Origin of the sequence: Streptomyces sp. NPDC048514 (assembly GCF_043199955.1) — a bacterium.
In the GTDB taxonomy this organism is placed as follows: Bacteria; Actinomycetota; Actinomycetes; order Streptomycetales; family Streptomycetaceae; genus Streptomyces.
Map to the genome: position 1 here is coordinate 456,220 of NZ_JBICWT010000002.1, position 10,901 is coordinate 467,120.

Below are 10,901 nucleotides of genomic sequence, written 5' to 3' on the forward strand. Positions count from 1 at the left end.
GATGGCCGCCCGGTCCGGACCGGTCCACGAGGCGCTCGCCGGGCTGCCGCTGGTGGACCACCACTGCCACGGCGCCGTGACGGCCGACCTCGCCCCGGACACGTTCGAGTCCCTCATCACCGAGGGCGAGGCCTGGCCCGGCGTCTCGCCGTTCGACAGCCCCGTCGGCGTGGCCGTGCGCCGCCACTGCGCGCCCCTGCTGGACCTCCCCCGGCACGCGTCACCGGCCGGCTATCTGGCCCGCCGTTCGGCACTCGGCTGGCAGGAGGTCAACCGCCGCTTCCTGACCGCGTCCGGGGCGGAGGTGTTCTGCGTGGACACCGGCTACGCCCCGCACCCGGTGACCACCCCGGCCGAACTGGCCCGCGCGGCCGGGACCGCCGCCTACGAGGTGGTGCGGCTGGAGCAGCTCGCGGAGGCGGTGGCGGCCCGGGGCGTGGAGGCGAACGCGTACGCGGACGCCTTCCGTGCGGCGGCCCAGGAGGCCGTCCGCCGGCCGGAGGTGGTGGCGGTGAAGTCGGTCGCCGCCTACCGCACCGGCTTCGCCCTGGACCCGGCGCGTCCCGCGGCCGCCGAGGTGACCGAGGCCGCCGCCCGCTGGCTCGCACACGGCGGCCGGCTGGCGGATCCGGTCCTGGTACGGCACGTGCTGTGGACCGCCGTCGACCTGGGTCTGCCGCTCCAGCTGCACACCGGCTTCGGCGACGCCGACGTACGGCTGCACCGCGCGGACCCGGCCCTGCTCACCGACTGGCTGCATCTGACGTCCGGCACGATCCCGGTCCTGCTGCTGCACTGCTGGCCCTACCACCGCCAGGCCGCGTACCTGGCCACGGTGTTCCGGCAGGTGTACCTGGACGTCGGTCTCGCCCTGCACTACACCGGGCCGGCCCGGTGCCGGGCGGTACTGGAGGAGGCATTGGAGATCACCCCGTTCCGCAAGCTGCTGTACAGCTCCGACGCCTATGGTGTGGCCGAGTTCCACCACCTGGGCGCGCTGTCCTTCCGGCAGGGGCTCGCCGATCTGCTCCAGGACCGGGTGGACGCGGACGAGTTGAGTTTGCCCGACGCCCTGCGCATCGCCACCTGGACGGGCCGCGACAACGCGCGCCGACTGTATGGACCGCCCCTGTCCGAACCGGCCCGCGAATCCTGCGGGCACCCCACCCGGAAAGTATGATCAAGCAATGTCTGACATGACCGAGACCACGCCCGGCTGGCTGACCACGGACGAGCTGGAGATGGCCAGGGCCCGGATGCCGATCCTGTACGTCGAGGCCGTGCCCGTGCGCGTCGACGACAGCGGGGAAGTCACCAGCATCGGGCTGCTGCTGCGCATCGGCCCGGACGGCACGGTCAGCCGGACCCTGGTCTCCGGCCGCGTCCTGCACCACGAGCGGGTCCGTGACGCGCTGCTGCGCCATCTGGAGAAGGACCTCGGCCCGGTGGCCCTGCCCCGCGTCCCCGCCTCCCTGCAGCCGTTCACCGTCGCCGAGTACTTCCCCACCGCGGGCATCACGCCGTACCACGATCCACGCCAGCACGCGGTGTCCCTCGCCTACGTCGTGCCGGTCACCGGTGACTGCCGCCCCCGGCAGGACGCGCTGGACCTGGTCTGGTTCAGCCCGCAGGACGCCGCCTCGCTCGCCGTGCAGAGCGAGATGCCCGGCGGGCACGGAGCCCTGCTGAAGCAGGCCCTCGCACACGTGGGTGTCACCTTCTGAGACCGTGGCCGGCCCCCACCCGCCGTCCCGGCCGGCGCGGATGCGCCGCCGAGGGCCGTCCCCCGGCGGCGCGGCCCGCCGCCGGGGCGCGCCGCGGGTGGGGCGCCCCGGCGGCGGGCCGCGGGTAGGGCGCGCCGCGGGTGGGACGCGCCGCGGGTGGGACGCCGGGCGTGCGCCGGTTTGGCCGTGGGGGCGGCCCGGATACCCATGGCGCATGATTCCCTCTCAGGTCGACGAGACGCTGCCCGAGTTGGCCCCCTTCGTTCACGCCGTGCAGGGGCGGCGGCCCGAGGACGGGACGTGGTGCGAGGCGTGGACGGTGCGCGACGTCCTGATCCACCAGACGGGCAACGCCGAGGAACTGGCCCGGGTCCTGGAGGCGTTCCTGGCCGGATCTCCGGTGGAGACCCGGGGCTTCGAGCGCGAGGCCCCCTACCGGCGGCTGTCCGACTCCGAGCTCTGGGCGGCGTTCATGAACCGCTGCGCCCAGCTGACGGAGATCACCGCGGCCGCCGCGCGGGATCTGCCGCCGGACACGGAGGTGATGTGGACGGGCCGGTCCGTGCGGGTCCCCTTCTTCGCGGAGCACATGCGCGAGGAGCTGATTCTGCACCGCTGGGACCTGACCGGCGACGACCTGACGGCGGTTCAGGCACTCGACGAGCCGTGGATGACGGAGCACAGCGTGGTGTCGGTGGGCCGGCCCTTGCTGGTCAAGGGCCACGCCGGTCTGGATCTGGAACCCGGAGGACGGTTCGAGGGCCGGCTGCGCACACCGGGCACCGACGACGTCGTGGTGAGCGCCGACGCGGACGGCGGCGGCATCCGGCTCGCCGCCCCCGAAGGCCCCGCCACGATCGAGAGCGACGCGGCCGTACGGGTCCTGCTGCTGTGGGGACGGCGCCCCGCCGACCCGTCCCGCTGGCACAGCGCCGCCGGCCCGGAGACCCTCCGTAGGCTACGGACCCTGCTGAGCGGCTACTGAGGAACGGTCGAGGGGCCGCCTCGGACGAATCCGAAGCGGCCCCTCGACCTGCGTTCTCGCACGTCGGGACGACAGGATTTGAACCTGCGACCCCTTGACCCCCAGTCAAGTGCGCTACCAAGCTGCGCCACGTCCCGGTGCCGTTTGACCTGGGATTTCCCCGATCGAAACGCGCAGGGAAACCATACCGCACTCGACTCGGTGATCGCGCCCCGCTTTCACGGTTGACCTCAACCTTGGTCGAGGTTGCACGATCGACTCCATGACCACCACAGCGGACGAACGCCGCACGTACGGCTATGCCGACCTTTCCGGACTGATGGGTCTGATGACCGGGGACGAGAAACACGGCCCGGCGGCCACGTCCACGCTCGACGTGCTGTGGGTGCTGTACGACCGGGTGCTCCGGGTCGGTCCCGGGCTGCGGGACGATCCGGGCCGGGACCGGTTCCTGCTGAGCAAGGGCCACGGGCCCATGGCGTACTACGCGGTGCTGGCCGCGAAGGGCTTCCTGCCCGTGGCCTGGCTGCCCGGGTTCGGCTCGTACGACTCCCCGCTCGGGCATCATCCCGACCGCGTGCTGGTACCGGGCGCGGAGATCGGCAGCGGCTCGCTCGGGCACGGGCTGCCGATCGCCGTGGGCACCGCGCTGGGACTGCGGGCCCAGGGGCTGCACGACCCGGCGGTGTGGGTGCTGATCGGGGACGCCGAACTGGACGAGGGCAGCAACCACGAGGCGATCGCCTTCGCCGGGCCCGCGGGGCTGGAGCGGCTGCACACCGTGGTGGTCGACAACTCCTCCGCGAGCCACGCTCTGCCCGGTGGGATCGCCGCCCGGTTCGAGGCCGCCGGCTGGTCCGCGGTGACCGTCGACGGGCGCGACCACGAGGCCCTGCACGCCGCTTTCACGGCCACGCACCCGGGACGGCCGCACGTGGTCGTGGCCCGTGTCGAGCCGAAGAACCCCTGATTCTCCCCCCGCTCCCCGGAAAGGGCACCCCTTCATGGACACCATGCGTGACCGGTTCGCACCCGTCGTCTCCCGGCTGCTGGACGAGGACCCGCGGGTCGCCGTCGTCCTCGCCGAGATCGGCCTGGACGGATTCCGGGAAGCCGGGCGCCGGCACCCCGAGCGGGTGATCAACGTCGGCATCCGCGAGCAGCTCCTGGTCGGGGCCGCGGCGGGGCTGGCGCTCACCGGACTGCGGCCGGTCGTGCACACCTTCGCCAGCTTCCTCGTGGAGCGGCCGTTCGAGCAGGTGAAGCTGGATCTGGGGCACCAGGACACCGGGGCGGTGCTGGTGAGCGCGGCCGCCTCGTTCGACTGGCCGGCCGGTGGCCACACCCACATGGCCCCGGGCGACGTGGCCCTCCTCGACACCCTGGACGGCTGGACCGTGCACGTGCCGGGGCATCCCGACGAGGCCGGGACACTGCTGCGCCACGCGGTCGCCGCCGGCGACGACAAGGTGTACGTGCGCCTGTCCGTGCAGTCCAACCGGCGGGGCCGGGCCATCGACGGCAAGCATCTCGTGCCGGTCCGCGAGGGCCGCTCGGGCGTGGTCCTCGCGGTCGGCCCGGTGCTGGACGCCGTCCTCACGGCCACGGAGGGGCTGGACGTGACCGTCCTGTACGCGACCACCGTGCGGCCCTTCGACGCGGCGGGGCTGCGCCGGGCGACGCGGGCGGCGGGCACCGACGTCGTGCTGGTCGAGCCGTACCTCGCGGGGACGTCGACGGGCGCGGTGAGCGAGGCGCTGGCGGACGTCCCGCACCGGGTGCTGGGCCTCGGCGTCGGCCGCCGCGAACTGCGCCGTTACGGGACCCTCGAGGAGCATGTGGCCGCGCACGGGCTGGACGCGCACGGACTGCGCGAGCGGATCGGCCGTTTCGTGGGTGCGGGGCACCGGGTGACGACGGCGGTCTGAGCTAGAGCGCGCCCGCACGGCGGGGGCGGCCGCGTCGGCCCGGACGAGACCGCGGATCGCCGGGATTGCGAGCGGGGCAGGTCCCGCGACCAGACGGCCGGCACGGCCGCGCCGCCGAGGTGTGGGTCCCGGGCGGCGATGTCCCGCCGTGCGTCCGTTCCGGTCGTTTCCGGGTGTCCCCTCCCCGCCGCCCCGGCGGTGTCCCCCGCACCGCTTCCGCCGCGGGACGATGCCACGCCCGGCCCGCGCCCACGCGGCATTTTCAGCCCGCGGACGGCATCCCCAACTCGGGGTGGGCGTCGAGCAGCCGGGGCGGGGCAGCCTGTCGCCAGGAGTCGGTGAGGATGTCCCGCAGCTCGTCCGCGTCGTCCAGCGCGGCGAGTCTCGCTCTGACCCAGGCGAACTGCGCCTCGTGGCCGGCGATCCAGAACTTGCCGGGCTCGGCCAGCACCAGCTCGTCGCGCTCCTCCTTGGGGCAGCGCACGGCGATCGAGGTCTCCTCCTCGGGCAGGGTCGCGAACATCTTCCCGGCCACCCGGAATGTGGGCATGCTCCAGGCGACCTTCTCCGTGGTCTCCGGCAGGGACAGAGCGATACGGCGTACGTCTTCGGCATCCGGCATGCCGTGCACCGTAGCTCCTGCCACCGACAGTCCCCCCACCCGAGCGGCCGGCCGCCCGAAGTACGGGCCTTTGGGGCGTGGTTCGGGGCACGGTTCGCCCGCCGGGCTCAGGGCGTCACCGGGGACGGGACGGGCCACTGCCGGGTCACGGAGACCTCACGCCTGTGCCGCCTCGCCCAGTGCTTCGAGCACCGGCCGGATCAGCGGATGCGCCTCGGCACCCCGGCGTACGGCGGCGAACACCCGGCGGGTCGGGGCCACGCCGTCGACCGGGCGCACGACCACACCGGCGAGATCCATGCCGCGCAGGGCGGAACGCGGTACGAGCGCCACCCCCGCGTCGGCCGAGGCGAGGGCGACGACGGCCCGGAAGTCGTCGGAGGAGTGTTCCAGGCGGGGCTCGAAGCCGGCGCTCTCGCAGGCCAGGACGACCACGTCGTGGCAGGGGTTGCCCGGGTACGGGCCGATCCACGAGTCCTTGGCCAGTTCGGCGAGGGGCACCTCGGCGGCGTCCGCGAGGCGGTGCGCGACCGGCACGACGGCGTCGAAGGGTTCGGCGTAGAGCGGCACATGGGTGAGCCGGGGGTCGTCCGCGGACGGTGCGCCCCGGTACTCGACGGCGACCGCCACGTCGACCTGCCGGTCCAGGACCATCGGCAGGCTGGCGTCGCCCTCGGCGTCCTGGACCCGGATGCGTATGCCGGGCGCCCGGGCCGAGAGGCGGGCCACGGCCGGGGCCACGACCTGGGCGATGCCGGTCGCGAACGCGGCCACGGTGACCGTGCCCGCCTCGCCCGAGCCGTAGGCGGCCAGCTCGGCCTCGGCCCGCTCCAGCTGGGCGAGGACGGCGTTGGTGTGGCTGAGCAGGATCTCGCCGGCCGGGGTGAGCCGTACGCCCTTGGCGCCGCGCTCGACCAGGCGGTGACCGGTCTCCTGCTCCAGGGCCGTGAGCTGCTGGGAGACCGCGGAGGGGGTCAGATAGAGGGCGGCGGCCGCCGCGGTGACCGTGCGGTGGTCGGCCACCGCACGGAGGATGTGGAGCCGCCGCGCCTCGATCATGCCTCCGATTATCCCAGGCCGACCGCCCTGGTCAGACGGCCAGCTCGGCACGCGCCGCGACGAACGCGTCGACCGCGCGGTTCACGTCCTCCGTCGAGTGCGCGGCGGACAGCTGGACGCGGATGCGGGCCTGACCCTGCGGGACGACCGGGTAGGAGAAACCGATCACGTAGACCCCGCGCTCCAGCAGCAGCTCGGCCATCCGCGCCGCCTGCGCCGCGTCACCGATCATGACGGGCGCGATGGCGTGGTCGCCGGGGAGGACGTCGAAGCCCTCGTCGGTCATCCGGCGGCGGAACAGCGCGGTGTTCTCGGTGAGCCTGACCCGCAGGTCGTCGGCGGACTCCAGCAGGTCGAGGACCTTCAGGGAGGCCGCGGCGATCACCGGGGCGAGCGTGTTGGAGAACAGGTACGGGCGGGAGCGCTGACGCAGCAGCGCGACGATCTCGGCGCGGGCGGCGACGTAACCGCCGGAGGCGCCGCCGAGCGCCTTGCCGAGGGTGCCCGTGATGATGTCGACGCGGTCCATGACGCCGTGCAGTTCCGGGGTGCCGCGGCCGGTGGGGCCGACGAAACCGACGGCGTGCGAGTCGTCGACCATGACCATGGCGTCGTAGCGGTCGGCGAGGTCGCAGATCTCGCCGAGCGGGGCCACGTAGCCGTCCATGGAGAAGACGCCGTCGGTGACGATCAGCTTGCGCCGCGCACCGCCCGCGGTCGCCTCCTTGAGCTTGGTCTCCAGGTCCGCGAGGTCACGGTTGGCATAGCGGAAGCGGCGGGCCTTGCACAGACGGATGCCGTCGATGATGGAGGCGTGGTTCAGGGCGTCGGAGATCACCGCGTCCTCCTCGCCGAGCAGGGTCTCGAAGACACCGCCGTTGGCGTCGAAGCAGGAGGAGTAGAGGATCGTGTCCTCCTGGCCGAGGAAGGCGGACAGCCGCGCCTCCAGCTCCTTGTGCACCTCCTGGGTACCGCAGATGAAGCGGACGGAGGCCATGCCGTAGCCCCAGCGGTCCAGGGCCTCGTGCGCGGCGGCGACGACCTCGGGGTGGTCGGCCAGGCCGAGGTAGTTGTTGGCGCAGAAGTTGAGGACCTCGCCGGGACGGCCGCCGGCGGTGACGTTCACGGTCGCGGACTGCGGGCTGCCGATGACCCGCTCGGGCTTGTGCAGGCCGGCGGCGCGGATCTCGTCGAGGGTGGCGCGCAGGTCGTCGCGGACGGTTTCGAACATGGGGGCTCCTGAAGGTTCTGACGGGGTGAGGGGTTGCGCGTCCTGCGGCCTATGCGGTCCAGTCCAGGATGACCTTGCCGCCCTTGCCGCTCGCCGCGTCGGCGAAGGCCGCCTCGAAGTCGCGGTAGCCGTACCGGCCGGTGATCACGGGGGCGAGGTCCAGGCCGCTCTCCAGCAGCACCGACATCGCGTACCAGGTCTCGAACATCTCACGGCCGTAGATGCCCTTGACGGTGATCATCGAGGTGACGATCCGCGCCCAGTCGACCGGGAACTCCTGCGCCGGCAGGCCGAGCATCGCGATCCGGCCGCCGTGCGTCATGTTCGCGATCATGTCCCGCATGGCCTCGGGGCGGCCGGACATCTCCAGGCCGATGTCGAAGCCCTCGCGCAGCCCCAGCTGCCGCTGGCCGTCGGCGATCGTGGACTCGGCGACGTTCAGGGCGAGGCTCGCTCCTATCTTGCGGGCCAGTTCCAGGCGCTCCTCGCTGACGTCGGTGATGACGACGTTGCGGGCGCCCGCGTGCCGGGCCACCGCGGCGGCCATCAGGCCGATCGGTCCGGCGCCGGTGATCAGGACGTCCTCGCCCACGAGAGGGAACGACAGCGCGGTGTGCACGGCGTTGCCGAACGGGTCGAAGATCGCGGCGATGTCGAGGTCGACGGGGACGCGGTGCACCCACACGTTGGACGCGGGCAGCGCCACGTACTCGGCGAAGGCTCCGTCGCGGCCGACGCCGAGACCGACGGTGGCCCGGCACAGGTGGCGGCGGCCGGCCAGGCAGTTGCGGCACTTGCCGCACACCAGGTGGCCCTCGCCGCTGACCCGGTCGCCGATGCGGATGTCGGCCACGTCACGCCCGACCTCGACGACCTGCCCGACGAACTCGTGCCCGAGCACGAGCGGCGTGCTGATCGCCTGCTGCGCCCAGCCGTCCCAGGCCCGGATGTGCAGGTCGGTGCCGCAGATACCGGTTCGCATGACCTTGATCAGTACGTCACCGGCACCGATCGCGGGCTCCGGGACGTCCGTCAGCCAGAGCCCCGGCTCCGCCTTCTCCTTGACCAGCGCCTTCAACGGTACGGCTCCTGTGGGTGAGGCCCGGCCCGCGGGCATGCCGAAGCGGCCCGCACCGGGTCAGAGGGGTGGAATCACCCTGCAATCTGCCGTATGCGCGGCTCGGGGTCCATCGAGCTTTTCTTAACCACCGCCTCAGGTTTCCTTCAAGCCTCGCCTCGTCCCTCCCGTCAGGGGCGTGGCCAGCGGGCCGGCAGGCTGACCCCTCTGCCGGAAAGATGCCTTCGTTTCACAGGGAAAGGCCGTCCCCCGCACCGTGTTCCAGGCGTACGACGAGGTCGGCGGCGAGTGCCTTGATGGTGTCCAGGCCCGACCGGCCCCAGACGCGCGGCGCTGTGTCGGCGGCGCACACGGTGCCGAGCGCCATGCCGGAACTGTCGATGAGCGGAGCGCCCAGATACGACCGGATGGCGTAGTCGTCGACGACGGGGTTGCCGGCGAACCGCGGGTAGTCGCGGACGTCCTCCAGCACCAGCGCCTTGCGCCGGACCACCACATGGGGGCAGAACCCGTGGTCGCGCGGCAGGACCCGGCCGAGTGCCGCTCTGCTGCCGTCCTCCCGGACGACCGGGGCGATGGCCGGGGCGCTCAGTCCCGCGAAGAACTGCTGGGCCTCGCCGATGAAGTTGACCATGGCGTACGGCGCGCCGGTGAGCTGGGCCAGATGGTCGGCGAAGGCGTCGAGCGCCGGATCGGGCCGGTCCGCCAGGCCGAGTCGGCGCAGCCGGTCGACCCGGGCGGGAGCCTCTTTGTCCTCGGGGGTGAGCAGCAGACCCCGGACCGGCCGGGGCGGCTCGTAGCTCATGACCGGACTCCGTCGCAGTGGGCAAACCTCATATAAGGGCTCCGTGGGCGGTAGGGCGGAGTCACATGTGGGCGCCACGGCTGGGCGCGGGCTCCGGTGTGTGGGCGAGGAGGTGGCGGACAAGGGTGAGCAGGGTCTGGACACCGGAGCTGGAAATGCGGGCGTCGCAGCGGACGATCGGGACCTGCGGGTCGAGGTCGATGGCGGTCCTCACCTCGTCGGGGTCGTAGCGGAAGGAGCCGTCGAACTCGTTGACGGCGATGATGAAGGCGAGGCCGCGCTCCTCGAAGAAGTCCACGGCGGCGAAGCAGTCCTGCAGCCGGCGGGTGTCGGCGAGGATCACCGCGCCGAGCGCGCCCTCGGACAGCTCGTCCCACATGAACCAGAACCGCTCCTGCCCCGGGGTGCCGAACAGGTACAGCACGTGCTCCGGATCGAGGGTGATCCGGCCGAAGTCCATGGCGACCGTGGTCTCCATCTTGTTCTCGATGCCGTCGAGGTTGTCCGTGGCGACGCTGACGGTGGTGAGCAGCTCCTCCGTGCTGAGCGGCGCGATCTCGCTGACCGCGCCCACGAAGGTCGTCTTGCCGACTCCGAACCCGCCCGCCACGAGGATCTTGAGCGCGGTGGGGAACGGGTCAGAGCTGTCGTCGTAGTCCATCGAGCACTGCCTCCAGCAGAGACCGGTCTGTGGGTGTGTGGTGGAACGCGGGCGGCCTGGTGGTGAGCGCTTCGCAGTCGACCAGGTCCGAGAGCAGCACCTTGGTGACCACCGCGGGCAGCTTCAGCTGGGCGGCGATCTCGGCGACCGAGACGGGTGCGCGGCACAGGTCGAGTGCCTGTGCGTGCTCGGGTCCGAGGTAGCCGAGCGGGGTCACCCCGGTAGCCATCACCTGCGACATCAGGTCGAGGGCGATGCTCGGTTCGGTGCGGCCGTTGCTGACCGTGAACGGGCGCACCAGCCGTCCGGCCGCGTCATCCAGCCAGGGTCCGTCGCCGGCTGCGGCCACCCTCAAGGCCTCGTCGCCGTGGAGTCGACGGCATGCTGCCGGGGCGCGGTCATCAGGTAGGGCCGGACGCTCTTGACCAGCATCGCCATCTCGTAGCCGAGGACGGCGGCGTCGGCCTCGCGGCCGGCCAGCACGGCCAGGCAGGTGCCGGAGCCGGCCGTGGTGACGAACAGCAGCGTGGAGTCGAGCTCGACGACCACCTGCCGGACCTCTCCGCCGTCGCTGAACCGGACGCCCGCGCTGCGGCCGAGCGAGTACAGCCCGGAGGCCAGGGCCGCCATGTGGTCGGCGCTGTCGGGGTCGAGGCCGTGCACGGACTTCACGAGTCCGTCGCAGGACAGGAGCACCGCGCTGCTGGTGTGCGGTACGCGCTGCACGAGGCCGCTCAGCAGCCAGTCGAGGTCGGATGCGTGGGCGGTCGGCGCATCGCTCGCCATGGTGGATCGACTCCTTGGGGTA

13 protein-coding genes and 1 tRNA gene are annotated in these 10,901 nt (G+C 72.6%); 5 read left to right on the top strand and 9 right to left on the bottom strand.

Annotation, left to right across the window (positions count from 1 at the left end; all coding sequences use genetic code 11):
• Window position 1 precedes the first annotated feature (1 nt).
• The 3 genes from ACGFT2_RS04880 to ACGFT2_RS04890 all read left to right on the top strand — a co-directional run bounded on the left by ACGFT2_RS04880 (window position 2) and on the right by ACGFT2_RS04890 (window position 2,709).
• Window positions 2–1,180 (top strand): amidohydrolase family protein, encoded by a 1,179-nt coding sequence (locus tag ACGFT2_RS04880; protein ID WP_393273507.1) that lies wholly within the window; start codon window positions 2–4, stop codon window positions 1,178–1,180.
• A gap of 16 nt (window positions 1,181–1,196) precedes the next feature.
• A complete protein-coding gene (locus ACGFT2_RS04885) occupies window positions 1,197–1,724 on the top strand; it encodes an NUDIX hydrolase family protein (RefSeq protein ID WP_393273891.1) in 528 nt (175 codons plus the stop codon).
• A gap of 214 nt (window positions 1,725–1,938) precedes the next feature.
• On the top strand, window positions 1,939–2,709 hold the full coding sequence (locus tag ACGFT2_RS04890) for a maleylpyruvate isomerase N-terminal domain-containing protein (RefSeq protein WP_393273509.1): 771 nt from the start codon (window positions 1,939–1,941) through the stop codon (window positions 2,707–2,709).
• 63 nt (window positions 2,710–2,772) lie between these two features.
• Here ACGFT2_RS04890 and ACGFT2_RS04895 read toward each other — a convergent pair.
• Window positions 2,773–2,846: transfer RNA gene (locus tag ACGFT2_RS04895), tRNA-Pro, on the bottom strand.
• A 125-nt stretch (window positions 2,847–2,971) separates the two neighbouring features.
• On the opposite strand from ACGFT2_RS04895, the gene ACGFT2_RS04900 reads away from it, so the two are divergent.
• Window positions 2,972–3,679, top strand: a complete 708-nt coding sequence (locus ACGFT2_RS04900; protein ID WP_393273511.1) for a transketolase — start codon at window positions 2,972–2,974, stop codon at window positions 3,677–3,679.
• 34 nt (window positions 3,680–3,713) lie between these two features.
• Window positions 3,714–4,637: a transketolase family protein gene (locus ACGFT2_RS04905; RefSeq protein WP_393273513.1), complete on the top strand. Its 924-nt coding sequence runs from the start codon at window positions 3,714–3,716 to the stop codon at window positions 4,635–4,637.
• A gap of 262 nt (window positions 4,638–4,899) precedes the next feature.
• Here the strand turns inward: ACGFT2_RS04905 and ACGFT2_RS04910 are convergent, their stop codons facing one another.
• From ACGFT2_RS04910 to ACGFT2_RS04945, 8 genes are all read right to left on the bottom strand, one after another.
• The gene (locus ACGFT2_RS04910) at window positions 4,900–5,259 is read right to left on the bottom strand and encodes an MmcQ/YjbR family DNA-binding protein (RefSeq protein ID WP_393273514.1); all 360 of its coding nucleotides are present in this window, start codon (window positions 5,257–5,259) and stop codon (window positions 4,900–4,902) included.
• 156 nt (window positions 5,260–5,415) lie between these two features.
• Window positions 5,416–6,318, bottom strand: coding sequence for a LysR substrate-binding domain-containing protein (locus ACGFT2_RS04915; protein ID WP_393273515.1), 903 nt, complete (start codon window positions 6,316–6,318; stop codon window positions 5,416–5,418).
• 31 nt (window positions 6,319–6,349) lie between these two features.
• Entirely contained in the window at window positions 6,350–7,549 is a 1,200-nt protein-coding gene (locus ACGFT2_RS04920) for a glycine C-acetyltransferase (protein WP_393273517.1), read from the bottom strand.
• A 49-nt stretch (window positions 7,550–7,598) separates the two neighbouring features.
• Window positions 7,599–8,627 (bottom strand): L-threonine 3-dehydrogenase, encoded by a 1,029-nt coding sequence (tdh, locus tag ACGFT2_RS04925; RefSeq protein ID WP_393273519.1) that lies wholly within the window; start codon window positions 8,625–8,627, stop codon window positions 7,599–7,601.
• A 229-nt stretch (window positions 8,628–8,856) separates the two neighbouring features.
• Window positions 8,857–9,432, bottom strand: a complete 576-nt coding sequence (locus tag ACGFT2_RS04930; RefSeq protein ID WP_393273520.1) for a GAF domain-containing protein — start codon at window positions 9,430–9,432, stop codon at window positions 8,857–8,859.
• Between the two features lie 61 nt (window positions 9,433–9,493).
• The gene (locus tag ACGFT2_RS04935) at window positions 9,494–10,093 is read right to left on the bottom strand and encodes an ATP/GTP-binding protein (RefSeq protein WP_393273522.1); all 600 of its coding nucleotides are present in this window, start codon (window positions 10,091–10,093) and stop codon (window positions 9,494–9,496) included.
• Entirely contained in the window at window positions 10,071–10,442 is a 372-nt protein-coding gene (locus tag ACGFT2_RS04940) for a DUF742 domain-containing protein (RefSeq protein WP_393273524.1), read from the bottom strand. Before ACGFT2_RS04940 ends, ACGFT2_RS04935 begins: the two co-directional genes overlap by 23 nt.
• 2 nt (window positions 10,443–10,444) lie before the next feature.
• The gene (locus ACGFT2_RS04945) at window positions 10,445–10,879 is read right to left on the bottom strand and encodes a roadblock/LC7 domain-containing protein (RefSeq protein WP_393273526.1); all 435 of its coding nucleotides are present in this window, start codon (window positions 10,877–10,879) and stop codon (window positions 10,445–10,447) included.
• Window positions 10,880–10,901: the final 22 nt, after the last annotated feature.

Excerpts from the sequence above, each read along its gene's own strand:
- ACGFT2_RS04900 (WP_393273511.1), top strand. The coding sequence starts at position 2,972 with ATGACCACCACAGCGGACGAACGCCGCACGTACGGCTATGCCGACCTT.
- ACGFT2_RS04930 (WP_393273520.1), bottom strand. The coding sequence starts at position 9,432 with ATGAGCTACGAGCCGCCCCGGCCGGTCCGGGGTCTGCTGCTCACCCCC.
- ACGFT2_RS04935 (WP_393273522.1), bottom strand. The coding sequence starts at position 10,093 with ATGGACTACGACGACAGCTCTGACCCGTTCCCCACCGCGCTCAAGATC.
- ACGFT2_RS04880 (WP_393273507.1), top strand. The coding sequence starts at position 2 with ATGGCCGCCCGGTCCGGACCGGTCCACGAGGCGCTCGCCGGGCTGCCG.
- ACGFT2_RS04915 (WP_393273515.1), bottom strand. The coding sequence starts at position 6,318 with ATGATCGAGGCGCGGCGGCTCCACATCCTCCGTGCGGTGGCCGACCAC.
- ACGFT2_RS04905 (WP_393273513.1), top strand. The coding sequence starts at position 3,714 with ATGGACACCATGCGTGACCGGTTCGCACCCGTCGTCTCCCGGCTGCTG.
- ACGFT2_RS04890 (WP_393273509.1), top strand. The coding sequence starts at position 1,939 with ATGATTCCCTCTCAGGTCGACGAGACGCTGCCCGAGTTGGCCCCCTTC.
- ACGFT2_RS04945 (WP_393273526.1), bottom strand. The coding sequence starts at position 10,879 with ATGGCGAGCGATGCGCCGACCGCCCACGCATCCGACCTCGACTGGCTG.
- ACGFT2_RS04885 (WP_393273891.1), top strand. The coding sequence starts at position 1,197 with ATGACCGAGACCACGCCCGGCTGGCTGACCACGGACGAGCTGGAGATG.
- ACGFT2_RS04920 (WP_393273517.1), bottom strand. The coding sequence starts at position 7,549 with ATGTTCGAAACCGTCCGCGACGACCTGCGCGCCACCCTCGACGAGATC.
- ACGFT2_RS04910 (WP_393273514.1), bottom strand. The coding sequence starts at position 5,259 with ATGCCGGATGCCGAAGACGTACGCCGTATCGCTCTGTCCCTGCCGGAG.